Source organism: Pandoraea fibrosis, assembly GCF_000807775.2.
Classification (GTDB): domain Bacteria; phylum Pseudomonadota; class Gammaproteobacteria; order Burkholderiales; family Burkholderiaceae; genus Pandoraea; species Pandoraea fibrosis.
In genome coordinates, this window is the sequence record NZ_CP047385.1 from 1,906,449 (window position 1) to 1,924,924 (window position 18,476).

Annotated in this window: 22 protein-coding genes; 7 read left to right on the forward strand and 15 right to left on the reverse strand. The window is 61.9% G+C overall.

The features are described 5' to 3' along the window. Positions 1-3: 3 nt before the first annotated feature. Both ppnP and argF read right to left on the reverse strand, forming a co-directional pair. Positions 4-327, reverse strand: coding sequence for a pyrimidine/purine nucleoside phosphorylase (gene ppnP, locus PI93_RS08565; protein ID WP_039367286.1), 324 nt, complete (start codon positions 325-327; stop codon positions 4-6). A 402-nt stretch (positions 328-729) separates the two neighbouring features. Continuing rightward, positions 730-1,656 (reverse strand): ornithine carbamoyltransferase, encoded by a 927-nt coding sequence (gene argF / locus PI93_RS08570; RefSeq protein ID WP_039367289.1) that lies wholly within the window; start codon positions 1,654-1,656, stop codon positions 730-732. A gap of 351 nt (positions 1,657-2,007) precedes the next feature. Between argF and PI93_RS08575 the strand changes: the two genes are divergently transcribed. Further along, a complete protein-coding gene (locus PI93_RS08575; RefSeq protein WP_010807145.1) occupies positions 2,008-2,322 on the forward strand; it encodes a DUF3579 domain-containing protein in 315 nt (104 codons plus the stop codon). A 386-nt stretch (positions 2,323-2,708) separates the two neighbouring features. Here the strand turns inward: PI93_RS08575 and rpsT are convergent, their stop codons facing one another. After that, positions 2,709-2,981 (reverse strand): 30S ribosomal protein S20, encoded by a 273-nt coding sequence (rpsT, locus tag PI93_RS08580; RefSeq protein WP_039367301.1) that lies wholly within the window; start codon positions 2,979-2,981, stop codon positions 2,709-2,711. Between the two features lie 179 nt (positions 2,982-3,160). On the opposite strand from rpsT, the gene murJ reads away from it, so the two are divergent. Further along, entirely contained in the window at positions 3,161-4,711 is a 1,551-nt protein-coding gene (gene murJ / locus PI93_RS08585) for a murein biosynthesis integral membrane protein MurJ (RefSeq protein ID WP_052240501.1), read from the forward strand. Between the two features lie 46 nt (positions 4,712-4,757). Continuing rightward, positions 4,758-5,624 carry a SirB1 family protein gene (locus tag PI93_RS08590; RefSeq protein ID WP_039367307.1) on the forward strand — a complete coding sequence of 289 codons (867 nt, stop codon included), beginning with the start codon at positions 4,758-4,760 and terminating at the stop codon, positions 5,622-5,624. Between the two features lie 102 nt (positions 5,625-5,726). Here the strand turns inward: PI93_RS08590 and PI93_RS08595 are convergent, their stop codons facing one another. From PI93_RS08595 to PI93_RS08630, 8 genes are all read right to left on the reverse strand, one after another. Beyond that, the gene (locus tag PI93_RS08595) at positions 5,727-6,221 is read right to left on the reverse strand and encodes an Mpo1 family 2-hydroxy fatty acid dioxygenase (RefSeq protein ID WP_039367310.1); all 495 of its coding nucleotides are present in this window, start codon (positions 6,219-6,221) and stop codon (positions 5,727-5,729) included. A 176-nt stretch (positions 6,222-6,397) separates the two neighbouring features. After that, positions 6,398-7,156, reverse strand: a complete 759-nt coding sequence (locus PI93_RS08600; RefSeq protein WP_039367311.1) for an SDR family NAD(P)-dependent oxidoreductase — start codon at positions 7,154-7,156, stop codon at positions 6,398-6,400. Positions 7,157-7,285: 129 nt separating this feature from the next. After that, the gene (adk, locus tag PI93_RS08605; RefSeq protein ID WP_039367314.1) at positions 7,286-7,951 is read right to left on the reverse strand and encodes an adenylate kinase; all 666 of its coding nucleotides are present in this window, start codon (positions 7,949-7,951) and stop codon (positions 7,286-7,288) included. A 305-nt stretch (positions 7,952-8,256) separates the two neighbouring features. Then, positions 8,257-9,051: a 3-deoxy-manno-octulosonate cytidylyltransferase gene (gene kdsB / locus PI93_RS08610; protein WP_407945360.1), complete on the reverse strand. Its 795-nt coding sequence runs from the start codon at positions 9,049-9,051 to the stop codon at positions 8,257-8,259. Then, positions 9,045-9,251, reverse strand: coding sequence for a Trm112 family protein (locus PI93_RS08615; RefSeq protein WP_010807137.1), 207 nt, complete (start codon positions 9,249-9,251; stop codon positions 9,045-9,047). Before PI93_RS08615 ends, kdsB begins: the two co-directional genes overlap by 7 nt. Continuing rightward, entirely contained in the window at positions 9,232-10,248 is a 1,017-nt protein-coding gene (gene lpxK / locus PI93_RS08620) for a tetraacyldisaccharide 4'-kinase (protein ID WP_052240502.1), read from the reverse strand. Before lpxK ends, PI93_RS08615 begins: the two co-directional genes overlap by 20 nt. A gap of 53 nt (positions 10,249-10,301) precedes the next feature. After that, positions 10,302-10,763, reverse strand: coding sequence for an ExbD/TolR family protein (locus PI93_RS08625; RefSeq protein ID WP_039367319.1), 462 nt, complete (start codon positions 10,761-10,763; stop codon positions 10,302-10,304). Between the two features lie 15 nt (positions 10,764-10,778). After that, positions 10,779-11,393 carry a MotA/TolQ/ExbB proton channel family protein gene (locus PI93_RS08630; RefSeq protein WP_039367322.1) on the reverse strand — a complete coding sequence of 205 codons (615 nt, stop codon included), beginning with the start codon at positions 11,391-11,393 and terminating at the stop codon, positions 10,779-10,781. Between the two features lie 447 nt (positions 11,394-11,840). Between PI93_RS08630 and xseA the strand changes: the two genes are divergently transcribed. From xseA to PI93_RS08645, 3 genes are all read left to right on the forward strand, one after another. After that, the gene (xseA, locus tag PI93_RS08635; protein ID WP_039367325.1) at positions 11,841-13,214 is read left to right on the forward strand and encodes an exodeoxyribonuclease VII large subunit; all 1,374 of its coding nucleotides are present in this window, start codon (positions 11,841-11,843) and stop codon (positions 13,212-13,214) included. A 203-nt stretch (positions 13,215-13,417) separates the two neighbouring features. After that, positions 13,418-13,996, forward strand: coding sequence for a superoxide dismutase [Fe] (gene sodB / locus PI93_RS08640; RefSeq protein WP_039367328.1), 579 nt, complete (start codon positions 13,418-13,420; stop codon positions 13,994-13,996). Positions 13,997-14,237: 241 nt separating this feature from the next. Next, entirely contained in the window at positions 14,238-14,987 is a 750-nt protein-coding gene (locus tag PI93_RS08645) for an HD-GYP domain-containing protein (protein ID WP_080759065.1), read from the forward strand. 51 nt (positions 14,988-15,038) lie between these two features. On the opposite strand, the gene PI93_RS08650 is transcribed toward PI93_RS08645, so the two are convergent. The 4 genes from PI93_RS08650 to PI93_RS08665 all read right to left on the reverse strand — a co-directional run bounded on the left by PI93_RS08650 (position 15,039) and on the right by PI93_RS08665 (position 16,858). Next, positions 15,039-15,449 carry a DUF192 domain-containing protein gene (locus PI93_RS08650; RefSeq protein ID WP_407945361.1) on the reverse strand — a complete coding sequence of 137 codons (411 nt, stop codon included), beginning with the start codon at positions 15,447-15,449 and terminating at the stop codon, positions 15,039-15,041. Between the two features lie 204 nt (positions 15,450-15,653). Then, positions 15,654-15,860 carry a hypothetical protein gene (locus PI93_RS08655; protein WP_039367333.1) on the reverse strand — a complete coding sequence of 69 codons (207 nt, stop codon included), beginning with the start codon at positions 15,858-15,860 and terminating at the stop codon, positions 15,654-15,656. A 127-nt stretch (positions 15,861-15,987) separates the two neighbouring features. After that, positions 15,988-16,215 carry a hypothetical protein gene (locus tag PI93_RS08660; protein WP_039367336.1) on the reverse strand — a complete coding sequence of 76 codons (228 nt, stop codon included), beginning with the start codon at positions 16,213-16,215 and terminating at the stop codon, positions 15,988-15,990. 52 nt (positions 16,216-16,267) lie between these two features. Further along, on the reverse strand, positions 16,268-16,858 hold the full coding sequence (locus tag PI93_RS08665) for a pseudouridine synthase (RefSeq protein WP_039367339.1): 591 nt from the start codon (positions 16,856-16,858) through the stop codon (positions 16,268-16,270). Positions 16,859-17,142: 284 nt separating this feature from the next. On the opposite strand from PI93_RS08665, the gene icd reads away from it, so the two are divergent. Continuing rightward, entirely contained in the window at positions 17,143-18,396 is a 1,254-nt protein-coding gene (icd, locus tag PI93_RS08670; RefSeq protein WP_039367342.1) for an NADP-dependent isocitrate dehydrogenase, read from the forward strand. Positions 18,397-18,476: the final 80 nt, after the last annotated feature.

Below are 18,476 nucleotides of genomic sequence, written 5' to 3' on the forward strand. Positions count from 1 at the left end.
CGGTTAGCCGTAATGGCAGACGTAATCGAGCGTCTCGACGACCTCGATATCGAACTTGCTATTGCCCGGCACGGAGAACTGCTGACCCGCGGCATAGTCCTGCCATTCGGTCTGACCGGCCAGGCGGATGCGGCAACGGCCGCCGGTAACTTCCATGATTTCCGGTGCATCGGTACCGAACTGAAGCGTGGCCGGGAAAATCACGCCCAGTGTCTTGCGTGTGCCGTCCGGGAACAGCACGGTGTGGGAAACACACTTGCCGTCGAAATAGGTGTTGGCGCGCTTGATTACGGAAACGTTGTCGAACTGCGTTGCGTTTTGCGTCATGACCGAATGCGGTGTCGAATGCGATGGAAAGTCGCGATGGAAGGTCGATATGCCGGCCCCGGCGGGACAGGCGTGAATTCATGCTAGCACGTTTCGGACGTCCACCCGGCGCACTTTTGTGCGATGCACAACGAATTTGCCCAGTGATGGTGCAAATTGCGAAATGTTCTGACGGACGATCCTGACTGCGGCGTGCTGTCATGAAGCGCGCGTCGATGAACGACAGCGGCGCGTCAGCGATGATAGCGGAACGCGAATCGCGGCGGGCGATGGCGGTAGCGAGGCGAGGGGAAGCGGAGCTGCCGGATGGTGGGATGGCGGGAGGCGAAAGTTTGGCTCCGGGGGAGCCGCCGCGGACGATAGCGTGTTCGATATCGTCCGGGCGAGGCTGAGCCTGCGCTGTTAAACGCGGCCCAGCATCAGGTATTCCATGAGGGCCTTCTGGACGTGCAGACGGTTCTCGGCTTCGTCCCAGACAACGCTTTGTGCGCCATCGATCACGTCGGCCGACACTTCCTCGCCACGGTGAGCGGGCAGGCAGTGCATGAACAGGGCGTCGGCCTTGGCTTGTTGCATCAGGTCGGCGTTCACGCACCATTGAGCGAAAGCGGCCTTGCGGGCTTCGTTTTCCGCTTCGTAACCCATGCTCGTCCAGACGTCGGTCGACACGAGGTCGGCGCCTTCGCAGGCCTGACGCGGATCGTCGAATTCACGCACGAACGGACGACTCGATTCGGCCACCATCGCCTGATCCAGGCGGTAGCCCGGCGGCGTGGAAATGTTGAACTGGAAGCCGAAGATCTCGGCGGCCTGAATCCACGTGTACGACATGTTGTTCGCGTCGCCGATCCACGTCACGGTCTTGCCCTTGATGGGGCCGCGGTGCTCGTAGTACGTGAAGATGTCGGCCAGGACCTGACAGGGGTGGTACTCGTTGGTCAGGCCATTGATCACGGGGACGCGCGAGTGTTGCGCGAAACGTTCGATGATTTCCTGACCGAACGTGCGGATCATGATGATGTCGGTCATGCGCGAGATCACCTGAGCGGCATCTTCGATCGGTTCACCACGGCCGAGTTGCGTGTCGCGCGTGTTCAGGAACACGGCGTGGCCGCCTAACTGGTGAATACCGGCCTCGAACGACAGACGTGTGCGAGTCGAGCTTTTCTCGAAAATCATCGCCAGCGTGCGGTCGTGCAGCGGATGGTAGGTCTCGTAGTTCTTGAATTTCTTCTTGAGGATGCGGGTACGTTCGAGCACGTAGTCGTACTCGTCGAGCGTCAGATCCGAGAATTGAAGGTAATGCTTGATGGGTTTGGCGGTGGTCATTTGGATGTTCTGCTGGAGGCCGATATCGCGGGAATTCGCAGGGAACTCGCTCGCTTACGGCACGACGAACAAGCCTTGAGGCCTGTCCCCCGGTCAGGCTCGTGAAGGTGTTCTACCGGTTGCTGGCTTCAGGGGAACAGGCCCTAGTCTACCAAATCGTTTTGTCGTCACACGAAAAGCGTATGATCGAGCCCGCTGCAGCCCAGCCAAAAATAGGTGGGAAGACCGAAAAAAACATCTGCGGCAATGGAGGGGACGGGTTTGAGTCTTATATAAGATATAATACTGTCTCTGTCGGCTGCGCTACCCGCGGTATGGCCGTCCAGGTGTTTTTTGAGGTGATTGAGCGATATGACCGACCAGGTTTCCGCGCGCGAGTATTTCATCCAGGGGCTCACCCGGGGTGGCAAGAAGTTCCGGCCGAGCGATTGGGCCGAACGTCTGTGCGGCGCCGTGTCGTTCTGCGGCCGGAGCGATACCGGCCCGAACGCATACATGCAGTACTCCCCTTATGTGCGCCCGATTATGGTAGGTGACATCAAGTGCGTCGTGGTTGACGAGCGACTGCGCGACATCGAGCCGATGGCTTTCGATTTCGTGATGAATTTTGCCCGCGACAACGATTTGCAGTTGACCGAAGCCTGCTTCGTTCCTGACGTCAAGTAATTCCCCTTGGCCGTTTTCGGCCAGACGTGAGTGCCGGGCCTTTGGCCCTGACTCACCGTCGACCCGTCACATTTCTCGCCGCTCGGCACGTTTTCTTCTGTAAAACTCCCCCATCGCATGCCGTCGACTTCGCGCGTGGCCGTGCCCGGTGCCCGTTCGTCCTCCTGCGGGCGACGCTGAAGGGGGCATATGCTTCGATAGGCGCGTTCAGCCTTGTCTCGCAAGCCGAAACAGCGAGGAGGGATGGTCGGAGACATTGGGGAAAAGCGAGGCGGGCGCACAACGGACGGCCCAAAGAAAAAAGCCCGCGTGAAGCGGGCTTTTTAGTGTTCCGACCGGAGTCGGAACCGGCAAGCAACTTGTTCTGCTTTGCAGCTTGCGCTGTCTTAGGCAGCAGCCGACATCGCCTTGATGGCGGCCGACAGGCGGCTCTTTTGACGAGCAGCGGTGTTCTTGTGAACGATCTTCTTGTCAGCGATGATGTCGATCGTCTTGGCCGACGTGCGCAGGACTTCCTTCGCAGCAGCCTGGTCGCCAGCGGCGATAGCCTTGCGGACAGCCTTCACAGCCGTGCGCAGACGCGAACGCAGCGCCGAGTTGTGGGCGTTGATCTTAACGGTTTGACGCGCGCGCTTGCGTGCTTGTGCGGTATTTGCCATGTTCGGTGAATTCCTTGAATTGCTCCGCCTGATGCGGCTTCTATGCAGTTTGGCTCGGCTCCCTGGGAGACACGGTGGCCAGGAAGCAATCCATTGACTTCGAAACCGTCGATTATAGCCGAAGGCCAACGGAAATTGCAACTTCTTTGCTGCAATGCTGTGCGTATAATACGCGCAACATGAATTTGCTCAAAGCTCTCGCTACGGTCAGCGGTTTTACGATGCTTTCGCGCATCACCGGTCTGGTCCGTGAAATTCTTATCGCGCGCATGTTCGGCGCCGGTCCCATGACCGACGCCTACAACGTCGCGTTCCGCATTCCCAACCTGCTGCGCCGCTTGTCCGCTGAAGGGGCGTTTTCGCAGGCATTCGTGCCAATTCTGGCCGAATTCAAGTCCCAACGGAGCGAAGAAGAGACGAAAACCCTCGTCGATTCGGTCACGACGGTCCTGTTCTGGGTGCTGCTGTCGATTACGATTGCCGGGGTGCTCGGCGCGTCCGGCGTGGTCTACGCAGTGGCCACCGGCCTCGCGCATGAGAACGGCACGTTCGACGCGGCGGTCTTCATGACCCGCGTGATGTTCCCTTACATCACGCTCATTTCGATCACGACGCTCGCCGCCGGGGTGCTCAACACCTGGCGTCAGTTCTCCATGCCGGCGTTCGCACCGGTACTGCTCAACGTCAGTTCGATCATTGCGTCGCTCTGGGTGGCCCCTCATCTGGAAACGCCGGTGTACGCGCTGGCCTACGCCGTGATCGTCGGCGGCGTGTTGCAACTGCTGATCCAGATCCCGGCGCTCGCGCGAATCGGCATGATTCCGCGCATCACCATCAATGTGGCGGCGGCCCTGCGCAACGCCGGTGTGAAGCGCGTGCTGGCGAAAATGGTGCCGGCCACGCTTGCGGTGTCGGTCGCGCAGGTGAGTCTGATCATCAATACGAACATTGCGTCGCGTCTGGCGCAGGGCAGCGTGTCCTGGCTGGCGTATGCCGACCGATTGATGGAATTTCCGACGGCGCTGCTCGGGGTGGCGCTCGGTACCATCCTGCTGCCGAGCCTGTCGCGTGCCCATGCCGACGGCGATGGCGCGGAGTATTCCGCACTGCTGGACTGGGGCCTGCGTCTGACGTTCCTGCTCGCGATGCCGAGCGCTGTCGGGCTCTTTGTCTATGCCGAGCCGCTGACCGCTACGCTCTATCAATATGGCCGTTTCGATGCGACCGACGTCACGATGACGGCGCACGCGCTCACGGCCTACGGCGTGGGGCTGGTCGGTCTGATTCTCATCAAGATTCTGGCACCGGGCTTCTATGCCAAGCAGGACATCAAGACGCCGGTGAAGATTGCCGTCGTCGTGCTGATTGCCACGCAGCTCTCGAACGTGCTGTTCGTGCGCTGGTTTGCCCATGCCGGGCTGTCGCTGTCGATCGGTGTCGGGGCGTGCATGAATGCCGCGCTCCTGTTCGCCGGACTGTATAAGCGCGGCATCTATCGACCGGCGCCCGGCTGGCGGTTGTTCTTCGTGCAATTGCTGGGGGCGTGCCTGCTCCTGGCGGGCGTGCTGCTGTGGTTCACCCAGAGTTTCGATTGGGTCGCGCTCGGCGCGCGGCCGCTTTCGCGCATTGCGCTGCTTGGCGCCAGTCTGGTCCTATGCGCCGTAGTGTATTTCGGGGCATTATTCCTCATGGGTTTCAATTTCTCGTTCTTCCGTCGACGCACTCGCTAAGGCTTCATTAGCGCACGGCCGACGCGGCAGAATTCACGGATACCGCATGGCAAATCGAATGCTCGAGTATTTTGCTGCGCTGGTTGCGTCCGACGACGGCTTGCCGCTGACCGAAGCGGCCATCGCCATCGCGCAAGACGTTTATCCGGATCTCGACGTGCAGGACACGCTGACCCAAATCGATGCGCTTGCCGCACGTCTGGCCAAGCGCCTGCCGCCGGATGCCGGGCCGCTGCAAAAGCTCCAACTGCTCGACCATTACTTCTTCCGCGAGCTCGGGTTCTCCGTCAATCAGAACGACTATTACGATCCCGACAACAGCCATCTGCATGTCGTGCTGGATCGTCGTCGCGGCATTCCTATCTCGCTGGCCGTGCTTTGCATGGAAATCGGCCACCAGATCGGCCTGCCGCTGCGCGGCCTGTCGTTCCCCGGCCATTTTCTGCTGCGGCTCGCCGTGCCTGCCGGTGACGTGGTCATCGATCCGATCTCGGGCAACTCCCTCTCGCCGCAACGGTTGCTTGAAATGGTCGAGCCGTATCTGAAGCACTATCGCGACGAAAGCGCCGAGCCGATTCAGGAACTGGCATTGTGGGCGCTGTTACATCCGTTTCTGGAGCCTGCGACCCCGCGCGAAATCCTTGCCCGGATGCTGCGAAACCTGCGCGCCATCTACACGCAGAGCGAACGATGGGAACGTCTGCTGGCGGTGCAAGAGCGCATGGTGCTGGTCTTGCCCGACCAGCCCATCGAGAAGCGGGATCGTGGGCTGGCTTATGCGCGTCTCGGACTGGTGCGTCCGGCGCAGGACGATCTTGAGCTTTATCTGGGCAAGCGTCCCGATGCAGAAGACGCCGACGCCATCCGGCAGGTGCTCGACGATCTGAGTCGCCGCCCAGGCAGCCACGGGTAATAAGGGCCAGTCGCCCCTTTTGTTTTGCCGAATAAAAAACGCCAGCCCTGTCGGCTGGCGTTTCGACCGTTTCGATCGTTTCGACCTTTTGTGTCGATGATTTCACACCGACTGTGCAGCAAGCTCCTGAACCCGCCGTTGCAAGCCCGGTTTGTAACCGAAATGGAAGAACACTTCGGCCATCAGGAACATCGGTGCGATAAAGATCTGGAACAGATTGTCGAGCAGCGCGGGCTTACGGCCCTCGAAATGATGCCCGATCAGTTGAACGATCCAGCCCCCGAGGAACAGCACACCAAAAACCGTCAGCGCCCACGGCCACGGCAGTCTGGCCAGGTGCTGCGTCACGGCCAGCAACACGGCGAAAAAGGCGGTCATCGCCAGCGCCAGCGGGACATCGAGCAGGAAGTAGTACATCAGCAGTACCAGCACGATCACATGCGTGGCATTCAGGCCACTCGGGCCAAGCGGCACCCACGAGAACGCTTGCATCACGGCAAGGATAATCATGGGAACGCCAAAGAAATGGGTGAGACGATTCTTGGGACTGCGGTGATAGCGCTGGTAAAACGACATCTGTTGCGCCAGTGATTTCATGCCAGCCTCCTGCCTCGGGGACGGGGACACTGCTTGGGCGCCGGCGACGGAACCGGCGTCTGCGCCGGCCGCAACAGGCGGCCGGCATTCCATTGTAGTCACAGTCGGAACGACATTTTGCTGCGCCGCGTCAAAGTGACGCTGCGCGCAAATCGGTCGTCGGCGGGCGAGCTGTCCTATTTCGGCTGCATGCGAATTGCGCCATCGAGCCGAATGACTTCGCCGTTGAGCATCGGGTTGCGGACGATCTGCTCCACGAGCATGGCGTATTCCGCGGGTTTTCCCAGCCGGGGCGGGAACGGCACCATTTGCCCGAGCGACGCCTGCACGTCGGCCGGCATGGCGAGCATCATGGGCGTCTCGAAGATGCCCGGTGCGATGGTCATCACGCGAATGCCGCTGCGCGAGAGGTCGCGTGCCACCGGCAACGTCAGGCTCGCAACGCCGCCTTTGGAGGCCGCATACGCTGCCTGGCCCATCTGACCGTCATACGCTGCCACCGAGGCAGTGTTGACGATCACGCCACGTTCGCCTTCGCCATTCGGCTCGCCCTGACTCATGGCGGTCGCCGCCAGCCGAATCATGTTGAACGTGCCGATCAGATTGATCTGGATGACGCGGGAGAAGGTGTCGAGGGGATGCGGCCCGTCGCGGCCCACGGTCTTGCTGCCAATCGCGATGCCCGCGCAGTTGACGAGGCCGCGTAGCGTGCCGAGTGCGCTTGCCGCTGCCACGGCAGCTTTGCCGTCGTCTTCGCGTGTGACATCGCATTTGACGAACTTGCCCCCGAGCTTCTCTGCGAGCGCTTCACCCTCATCGACATTCACGTCCGCGAGCACGACCTTCGCGCCGAGCCCGGCTAGCCAGCGCGCGGCGGCCGCGCCAAGCCCCGAGGCGCCACCGGTGATCAGAAACACATTGCCCTGAATTTCCATGCGTCATCCTCCTTTGGCAAAAAAGGCGGCGCAGTGTGAACTGGCCGCCTTTTTCTAAAGCGTCATGCGTGCCGACCTGACCGGGAATGCAGCGTACCGCATCGGGTCACGATGGCGACGATCGTGGGCTTACTTCAGTGCGTCGAACACACGGGCGCGGATTTCATCCACGCTGCCCTGGCCCGAGATCTTGCGATACTGCGGTGCCTCGACGATCGCGCCCGGGCTGCCATGCTTCGCCCAATCCGAATAATAGGCGACGAGCGGCTTGGTTTGCGATTCGTACACGGCGAGGCGCTTCTTGACGGTTTCTTCCTTGTCGTCGTCGCGCTGCACCAGCGGTTCGCCGGTGACGTCGTCCTTACCTTCCACCTTGGGCGGGTTGAACGTGACGTGATACGTGCGGCCCGATGCCGGGTGCGTGCGACGCCCGCTCATGCGAGTAATGATTTCGTCGAACGGCACATCGATTTCGAGCACGAAGTCGATCGCGACGCCGGCGTCTTTCATGGCTTCGGCCTGGGCAATCGTGCGCGGGAAACCGTCGAACAGATAGCCGTTCTTGCAATCGTCGGCGGTCAGGCGCTCGCGCACCATGCCGATGATGACGCCGTCCGGCACGAGGTCGCCTGCGTCCATGAAACGCTTGGCTTCAAGACCGAGTTGGGTGCCTTCCTTGATCGCGGCGCGCAGCATGTCGCCGGTCGAGATTTGCGGGATGCCGAATTTTTCTTTGATGAAAGTGGCTTGGGTGCCCTTGCCGGCCCCGGGTGCCCCCAACAAAATCAGACGCATCGATGACTCCTGAAAGTTTGTGATTTGTGAATGCTGTGCGTGCGGCAGGCAGGTGTGTTGCCGGCGATCGGCAGCGGTTGCGGGTCCTGTGACCGGCCAACCGTGCTGCGCGCAGACGACGCGCTCGGCAGGGCGCGACGCGCGCGACCGGGGGTCTGCTCGCGAGAATCAGAGCGATTATGCCACGACGTGCCCGCCCGGCGGCGTTTTGCCGAGTTGCGAAAATCGTGGCGTTGCGATTTCCGGGACGCTCGCGCGTGCTTTTCGCTAGCGCGGCAGCCCTGAGATTCGTGCGGGATCCGACTTCAGTTTTGCAGCAATGCGCGCACGCGTTCGAGATCGTCGGCGGTGTCGACGCCCGGGAGGGGCGCATCGTCCGTCACCAGCACCGCGATACGTTCACCATGCCAAAGCGCCCGGAGTTGCTCGAGCGATTCGGCGGTCTCGATCGGCGCTTGCGGCAGGCTCGGATAGCTGCGCAGAAACTTGGCGCGATAGGCGTAAAGCCCGATGTGACGGAAGATGGGCGTGGTGGCCGCAGGCAAGGTTGCCACGTTGGCAAGCCCGGCGGACCAGGCGTCGCGCGACCACGGAATCGGCGCGCGCGAGAAGTAGAGCGCCCGGCTATGCACGTCGAGCACAACCTTGACGACATTCGGAGAAAAGATTTCCGCGTTGTCGGTGATGGGGTGTGCGGCCGTCGAAAGGGCGCATTCCGGGTGTTCCGCCAGATGTGCGGCCACGGCATGCACAAGGCGCGGATCGATGAGCGGTTCGTCGCCCTGCACATTGACGACGATCGTGTCGTCGGACCATCCCTGTTGCACGGCCACTTCGGCCAGACGATCGGTACCCGTCGGGTGATCGGCTCGCGTCAACACGACGTCGAAGCCGTGGGCCGCAACGGCCTCGACCACACTTTGCGCATCGGTGGCGACCACCACCTGACGCGCGCCCGATTCACGCGCGCGTTCGGCCACGCGAACGACCATCGGCTTGCCGCCGATGTCGGCGAGCGGCTTGTTGGGCAGACGCGTCGACGCGAGGCGCGCGGGCACCACGGCAACGAAGTCGACGGTAGGGACCGATTGGCTCACGATGCGGACTTGTCGTCGTTCAGCGGCACAGGCGTGCCTTCGACAGACTGGCGTGCTTCATCGGCCAGCATGACGGGAATGCCGTCGCGAATCGGATAGGCGAGCTTGTCTGCGTGGCAAATCAGCTCCTGGGCTTTCTTGTCGTACTCCAGGGGGCCCTTGCACAACGGGCAGACGAGAATCTCAAACAGTCGGTTGTCCACGCAATTTCTCCACTACCAGTGATACGAGGCTCGCATCGAGCGCTGCCTCGGCAGGCACGGCCCACACTCGTGGGTCGGACCAGGTGACGCATTTTACTGCATCCTTTTCGGTGATCAGGATGGCATCGGCGGCAACGCCGTCGAACGGATTCGTCGCAAAGTCGTAATGATCGGGCAACGCCAACGTTTCGATTTGCAGGCCGGCGGCACGCAGCGCTGCGAAGAAGCGCTCAGGCGCGCCTATGCCCGCGGCGGCCAGCACGCGCTTGCCGGCAAAGTGCGAAAGCGGGCGAGTCAGTGACGGCTGGCTCACGCACCAGGCATCGCCCAACGTGAGCGTCAGTCGCCAGGTATTCGGCCAGTCGGGCAACGTTTTGCCGTAGGGATCGTTGACGAGATTGGCGTCGCGCCCACGCGACAGCGGCTCGCGCAACGGTCCGGCGGGCAGCAGAAAGCCATTCCCGCCCAAGCGATGATCGAAAACGGCGATCTCGACGTCGCGTGCCAGTGCGTAATGCTGAAGGCCGTCGTCGCAAATGATGACGTCACATGCCGGATGTGCGGCGAGCAGCGCCTGGCCGCCTTCGACCCGCGACGGCCACACCCACACGGGCGCGCCTGTGCGTTTCGCGATCAGCAGCGGTTCATCGCCAACGTCTTCCGGCCTTGCCATCTCGCTGACTTCGGTTGGGCGAGACAGTGTCGCCCCGTAGCCGCGGGAGAGCACCCCGGGCGTATAGCCTTGCGCGCGCAGTGCACCCGCGAGCGCGATGACGGTCGGGGTCTTGCCGGTGCCGCCAACGCTCAGGTTGCCGACCACGACAACCGGGACCGGCAGACGTGTCGACGTTTTCCAGCCTTGCCGAAAGCTGAGACGCCGCCAGGCGGCGATGGCCCCAAAAATCCATGACAGGGGCCACAACAACCAGGCGAGGAGTCCTCGCCGTTGCCACTGCGCGCCGACCCAATGCACGAGCGAGCCCGACAGGCGCGGCACCAGTGCGCGCGAGCGTGCTCCCTTGGGCTGGTCAGAGGGGGACGAGGGCGTCGTCATCGGGACCGGGCGGTGCCCTCACCGTGGGCGGCCGTCGAGCGCGCAGCGAAAGTCAGGCGCGACAGGCCTGCCTCACGGGCGGCTTCCATCACGTTGATCACCGACTGATGGGAACTCTTGGCGTCGGCGTTAATGATGATGACCGGCGATTCAGCGCCGCTATTCGCGGAACCTGCGGCTTGACGTAGCGCAGCCGTCAGACTGGCGACGTCACGCTGTCCGAGCGCGTGACGGTCGATCGCGTAACTGCCGTCCGCACCGACCGAAATCACGATCTGACGCGGCGGCACGACCGCCTTTTCGGCATCGGCCGTCGGCAGGTTGACCTTGAGCGCGGTGTAACGCGTGTAGGTCGTGGTGACCATCAGGAAGATCAGGATGACGAGCAGCACGTCGATGAGCGGGATCAGATTGATCTCCGGCTCGTCGCGTGTGGAGAGACCTCGACGGAAATTCATCGTGCGTCTCTCGAATCAGTGCCGCGGTAGCGTGGCATCGAGGAAGTGGACCGCCTGCGTTTCGAGTTCGACCAGAAAGGCATCGACGCGCGTGCGGTAGTAGCGATAGAAGATCATCGCGGGAATCGCGATCATCAAACCGAAGCCGGTGTTGTACAGCGCCACCGAAATGCCGTGCGCCAGTTGCGCCGGGTCGGTGCCGGTGGCGTCCTGCGCGCCGAAGATCTCGATCATGCCGATGACCGTGCCGAACAGCCCCATCAGCGGTGCGACCGAGGCAATCGTGCCCAGCGCGGGCAGGAAGCGCTCGAGTTCGTGCGCAACGGCACGCCCGGTCTCTTCCAGCGCCTCTTTGGCGCCTTCCCTTGGCCCCTGAGGGTTGTACGCGACGAAACGAACCCCGGTGGCAAGCACGCGCCCGAGCATCGAGCCACGCGCCAAGGCTTCGGTGGCGTCCTGCTTGGCCGAGCCTCGGCGGGCCAATGCAATCGCGTTTTCGAGGACACCGTTTGGCAGCACGCGTGCGCGACGCAGCGACAGGGCGCGCTCGACGATCAGGGCGAGGGCGATAACGGAAGCGATGAGAAGGGGCCAGATGGGCCAGCCGGCGGCCTGGATGACGGCGAACAAAGACGACCTCTTGCTTGTTGCGGGGATGGGCAAACGAGTCCGCACTGTAGCGTGCAGGGGGGGGATGGGCAAGCACCGTTTTCCACATCATCCGAGCACAAGGATGTGGACAACCTTGGGATACGTTCGACAACTCTTTGACCCGACGGTACTTTTTAGTTCGTGATGAAAAAATGGGCAATCGATCGTTTCAGAAATGAACACCGCCGCAAGCTCACGATTCCCAGGAAATGCCGGACAGCCTGTGGATAACTATGTGCACATGTCGTCTCCCCAGCATATATCTTGGCGATCCGCCCGGAATGGCCGTGTGACAGCCTTGTGATGCCGCCCGCAAAGCCAGATAAATCAAGGGTTTGGCATGTGGATGTAGGAAAAATAGGGCGCCCGGGCGCGAAAACCCTTAAATTAGCGGGCCTGTGGACAGTTTTTCGTCAGCGAACACGCATGAACCTATCTTTCGACGACGCCCGGCCCACTGGTGGCACGGATCGCGTGCTAAGTGTTTCGGATTTGAACAAGGCCGTTGCCGGCGTGCTGGAGCGGAGCTTTCCGCTCGCGTGGGTCAGCGGCGAAATCTCGAACTTCACGCGCGCGGCGAGCGGCCACTGGTATTTCTCGATCAAGGACGCGCAAGCGCAAATGCGCTGTGTGATGTTCCGTGGCCGCGCGCAGCACGCCGACTTCTCGCCCAAAGAGGGCGATCGGGTCGAAGTTCGCGCATTGCTCTCCATGTACGTCCCTCGCGGGGAGGTCCAGCTCAATGTCGAGGCGATCCGCCGCGCGGGGCAGGGCAATCTGTACGAGGCGTTTCTGAAACTCAAGGAGAAGCTCGCCGCCGCCGGATTGTTCGATGCCCAGCGCAAGCGTGCGTTGCCGAGGTACGCCCGCCGGGTGGGTGTTGTCACCTCGTTGCAGGCCGCTGCCTTGCGCGACGTGCTGACCACGCTCGCGCGTCGGGCACCGCACGTCTGCGTCGTGGTTTATCCGGCGCCCGTGCAAGGGGCCGACGCCGCCACACGGCTGGCCGCGGCGCTCGATATCGCCAATACCCGCCGCGAGGTCGATGCCATTCTGTTGTGCCGTGGCGGCGGTTCCATCGAAGACCTGTGGGCGTTCAACGAAGAAGTGCTCGCGCATGCCATTGCGCGCAGCGAGCTTCCCGTGGTCTCCGGGGTGGGGCATGAGACCGACTTCACGATTGCCGATTTTGTGGCCGACGTGCGTGCACCCACGCCGACGGCGGCTGCCGAACTGATCAGTGCAGCCCGCGACGAGTGCCTGCGCGAGGTCGACCGGGAGCGCCAGCGACTGAGTCGGGCAATGTGGCGCATGCTCGAGCAACGGGGCCAGCAGCTCGACAGTCTGTCGCGCGCGCTGGTGTCGCCGCGTGAGCGTCTGGCGCGTCAGCGCGGCGAACTGGCGCACCTGAGCGACCGCATGCGCCATGCGCTGGAACGCCCGCTGGCCCAGCGCCGCGGACGTTTCGAGATGTTGCGTCTGCGTCTGACGCGGGCGGTTCCCGATGTCGCGTCGCAACACGAACGTGTCGCGCTACTCTCGCAGCGCATGCAAAACACCATGTCGCGCCGCGCAGAGCGCGCCAGCCAGCGGCTGACCGATGCCGCAGCGCAACTCGAGTTGCTCAATCCGCGTCGCACCTTGCAGCGTGGCTACGCTGCTGTGCTCGATGGAAGGGGCCAGCCGGTGCGAGACCCGAGAAAACTGCAACGAGGCCAGCAAGTGACGATGCACCTGGCCGAGGGGGCCGCCGATGTCGGCATTGGTGATGTTCAGGTCAGGCTAGACGATACTTTTTAGCGGCACCCGGTTCGGCAATCCTGACAAATCGCAGGCATCGTGCGTCGATTAGCCGAGATTAGCCAACAATCGTCACAGAGATATTGCATAGTGCGGAAAATCAAGTAACCGTGCGGTTTGCGGGGTTTTCGCATCTGCCCTAGAATCGATGGCTCCGGATAATGCAAAATCGGGTTCCCCTCAGAGCACAAAGGACAATTGCCATGGAACACAAGCTCCCTGAACTGCCGTACGCCATCGATGCACTGGCGCCGACCATCTCCAAGGAAACGATGGAGTATCACTACGGCAAGCATCACCAAGCCTATGTGACCAACTTGAACAACCTGATCAAGGGCACCGAGTTCGAGAACGCCAGCCTCGAAGACATCATCAAGAAGTCGTCGGGCGGTGTGTTCAACAACGCGGCACAGGTGTGGAACCACACCTTCTTCTGGAACACCCTGTCGCCGAAGGGCGGCGGTGCACCGACGGGCGATCTGGCCAAGGCCATCGACGCCAAGTTCGGCTCGTTCGACGCTTTCAAGGAAACCTTCTCCAAGTCGGCCGTGGGTAACTTCGGTTCGGGCTGGACGTGGCTCGTGAAGAAGGCCGACGGTTCGGTCGACATCGTGAACACCAGCAACGCTGCCACGCCGCTGACCGGCGCCGACAAGCCGCTGATCACGATCGACGTGTGGGAACACGCCTACTACATCGACTACCGCAATGCCCGTCCGAAGTTCGTCGAGGCATTCTGGAATCTGGTCAACTGGGAATTCGCCGCGAAGAACTTCGCGTAATCGAGCCTCCCGGAGTTTGCTGGCCGATAACATCGACTTCGGCGACACCCACCGAAGGGAACGTCAGATGCCCGACCCGAGCGTCTGGCGTCGCCGGCAAAACGAAAACCCACCGCTTGCGGTGGGTTTTTTGTTTTCAGCAGCTGCAGGATCGCGGACGTCTGCGTATGAGTTGATCGCCATCAACGTTGGGGTGTGTCGACGTCGTTAGAGTGAACGCTTCAAACTGAACGGATGACTTATGCCTGACCCCGCGCCAGCACGCAAGATCTGCGCCGCGACCTGTTCCTTTGCCCCGGACGCCATGCGCGATACCGGCGGCGCCGAAGTGCCGGCCGACCCTGTCGATGTTCGTGACGGTACCGCCCCCCGCTACTGGCTCGCCGATGCCCGGCTCATGCGCAGCCTGCCGCCGGCCGCGTGGACGCTTTTCCGGCTGGCCGAGCACAAGCGCGGTGGTACGGCCACGCACATGTGGCGCGTTGGCTCGCTGGCCTGGCGTTTCGCGCAAGCGCTCGGTATGTCGGCCGTCGAGGCGCAGGCCCTCGGGCTGGCCGCAGCGCTGCACGACACCGGCAAGCTGTGTATAGCGAACGCGATACTGGAAAAGCCGGGCAGACTCACACCCGATGAAATGCGGGTGATGCGGATGCACCCGCAATTGGGCGCCGATATGTTGGGTGCCATCGGGGGCGCGGCATGCGAGCTGGCGGCCGTCGTCGCTCGCACGCACCACGAACGATATGACGGCGGTGGCTATCCGTACGGACTGTCGGGCCATCGCATTCCGTTGGCGGGCCGGATCGTCGCACTGGTCGACGTATTCGACGCGCTGGCCAGCCACCGTCCGTATCGCGCGGCACTCAGTCCGGCGCAGATCGTTGGGGCGATGCTTGCCGAGCGCGGACGGCATTTCGATCCTTGGCTACTGGATCGCTTTCTCGAGCGCTCACTTGAGCCTGCGCTGGAGATATCGAGTGGCGCACGCTGAGGGATGCGCGCGCGCCGTCAACGGCTGAGGTGGGGGCCGTGAGCGCTCAGCTCAGCGCGGCAGGCCCGAAATCTTCGCGCCCGGGCCGAGGTTCTTGCTCTTGAACCAGCCCTGATTCATTTCCAGCGCATAACGCACTGCGGCACGCGGGCAGTGGTTGTCTTCGGTCTGCGGCGCCATGTCTTCGATGTTCACGATCGTGCCGTCGTCGGCGAGAAACGCAATGGACAACGGAAGATTGGTGTTCTTCATCCAGAAGCAGTGACCGGCTCTCTGTTCGAACACGAAGAGCATGCCGGCGTTGGCAGGCATGGTCGTGCGATACATCAGTCCCTGTTCGCGGTCTGCCTCATTGGCGGCGACTTCGGCCTTGATGAGGTACATGCCGGCGGAGAGCTGGACGGTCGGGAACTGTCCGGGCTGCTTCATTTGCGCGGCGGCGCTCGCGGGCACGAGCGCCATGACGGCAGCGGTGGTGGCAAATGCGGCGCTGGCGGCGAGCGCGGCCAGTTGACGTGAAATCCGGATCACAAACGGCTCCTGGGAAGATCGGGGGAACGTCAGATAAGTGGCGGATCATTGTAGCCGCCGGACGAAAAAAAAGCAGGTTGCGTGAGCAACCTGCTTATTACCGTACGTTGCGCGGCGAGCCGCGCAGCGCGGTACTTACTTGCTGGCAGCGGCCGGCGCTTCAGCAGCCGAAGCCTTCTTAGCCGACTTCTTGGTCGACTTCTTGTGCGACGACTTCTTCTTGGCAGCCGGCTTGCTAGCAGCGGCCGGAGCAGCAGCAGCGTCCGTTGCCGGAGCAGCGGCTTGGGCGAAAACGCCAGTGGCGAACAGGCCAGCGACCAGGGCAGCGATCAGTTTTTTCATGAGATTCCTCGTTGAAGCTCGATGTTTGGGTGGTGTACTCGTTGACCCGCGAAGTGAGTCATCTCCTTTAACGTCCGTTCAGGACATTGGTTGACAACTCCCCCGCGGATTTTTTGCAAAGCCAGTATTACGGCTTGTTACCGGTGGGCGGCTGGCTCATCGCCTTCTTGCCCGACTTCTTGTGATGATGCTTCTTGTGCGTGGTGGCCTTCTTCGCCGGGGCAGCATGATCAGCAGGCGCTGCTGCTGCCGGCGCCGCCGGAGCGACAGGCGCCGTAGCCGGTGCCGATTGTTGGGCCATCGCGGCGCCGGACACAATCAGGCCGGCGGTCAGTGCGAGCAGCAGTTTGTTCATGACTTGGTTTCCTCGTTTCAGTTAGTGGTGCGTATGTTGCGCACCTGTTCCCTCAACGGGATGGACGACTGCGAGGTTGACCGGAAAGTGTAAGTATTTGTTGCGGTAGCTCGCACCATTGACCGGGTGCGAGGTTCAACGAAAAGACGTCGACCGGACCGATGGCGACGCGTACCAGCCGAAGTGTCGGTTTGCCCACGGCCGCGGTCATGCGCCTGACCTGACGGTTCTTGCCTTCCACGAGGGTGATTTCGAGCCAATGTGTCGGGATGCTTGCCCGAAAGCGGATCGGCGGGTTGCGCGGCCAGAGATGGGGCGGCTCGGGAATTTCGCGCGCTTCGCACGGCCGCGTAACGAAGTCGCCCAGATCAAGACCGCTGCGCAGCCGGGCGACGGCCGCCTCGTCGTAAGCCCCTTCCACTTGCGCCCAATAGGTCTTCGGCAGCTTGCGCTCGGGCTCGGCGATGCGCGCCTGCAGGCGGCCGTCGTCGGTCAGCAGCAGGAGCCCTTCGCTGTCGGCATCGAGCCGTCCTGCCGGGTAGACGTCCGGAAGTGTCACGCATTCGGCGAGCGTGGGGCGCGTCGGATGCGGAGAAAACTGGCAAATCGTACCGAAGGGTTTATTGAGTGCGAGAAGTGTCATACCGGGGGAAGAAAATCAGAAATTGCCGAGGCAGCGCCGTGCGATATTGCAGCGCGTCGCGAAATACCCGAACGGATGATGCGGCCACTCGCCGCGCTGTCCTCTGGTCAGCCCCGTGATGTTAATGCATAATCGAAAACATCAGTCTTATGTCTTATATAAGACTAAAGCCGCGCCATACGCATCCCATGGCGCTGTGACTACAATAGGGCGGAAATGCGTCGAGAGCTCACCCCTCATCGGGTTCGATGCGCGCAGTCCGATCCATCCATTGGAGCCCCACCATGTCGTATCAGCACATCAAGGTCCCGGCAGGCGAGAAGATTTCCGTCAACAAGGATTTCTCACTGAACGTGCCGGACAATCCGATCATCCCGTACATCGAAGGCGACGGCACGGGCGTGGATATTACGCCGGTAATGCTCAAGGTTGTCGATGCTGCCGTGGAGAAGGCATACGGCGGCAAGCGCAAGATCAGTTGGATGGAGATTTATGCGGGTGAAAAATCGACCCGGATCTACGGCCCGGACGTGTGGTTGCCCGACGAGACGCTTCAGGTCGTGAAGGACTACGTTGTGTCGATCAAGGGACCGCTGACAACGCCGGTGGGTGGCGGTATCCGCTCACTCAATGTGGCATTGCGTCAGCAACTCGACCTGTACGTGTGTCTGCGTCCGGTGCAGTACTTCAAGGGGGTGCCGTCGCCGGTGCGTCAGCCTGAGAAGATCAACATGGTGATCTTCCGCGAGAACTCCGAAGACATTTATGCGGGGATCGAGTGGGAAGCGGAATCGGCGGGTGCGAAGAAACTGATCGCGTTCCTGCAAAACGAGATGGGCGTGAGCAAGATCCGCTTTCCGCAGACGTCGGGTATCGGCGTCAAGCCGGTGTCGCGCGAGGGTACGGAGCGGCTGGTGCGCAAGGCGATTCAGTACGCGATCGACAACAACCGCGACACGGTCACGCTCGTGCACAAGGGCAACATCATGAAGTTCACGGAAGGGGCGTTCCGCGATTGGGGCTACGCACTTGCCAAGAACGAATTCGGCGCGACGGAGATCGATGACGGTCCGTGGTGCAAAGTGAAGAACCCCAAGACGGGCAAGGACATCATCATCAAGGACTCGATTGCCGACGCCTTCCTGCAACAGATTCTGTTGCGTCCGGCCGAGTACGACGTGATCGCCACGCTTAACCTGAACGGCGATTACATCTCCGACGCGCTCGCCGCACAGGTGGGTGGCATCGGCATCGCGCCGGGGGCGAACCTGTCCGATTCGGTAGCAATGTTCGAAGCCACGCACGGCACGGCGCCGAAGTATGCGGGCAAGGATTACGTGAATCCCGGCTCGGAAATCCTCTCGGCAGAAATGATGCTGCGGCATATGGGCTGGACCGAAGCCGCGGACCTGATCATCGCGTCGATGGAGAAGTCGATTCTGTCGAAGAAGGTGACCTACGACTTTGCGCGCTTGATGGAAGGGGCGACACAGGTGTCGTGCTCCGGCTTCGGTCAGGTGATGATCGAGAACATGTAAGGCCTCACGGCTCACGCGCCCAACGGCTGTGCTGTCAAAAGCCCCCGGTGTAGCGATGCTCGCCGGGGGCTTTATGTTTT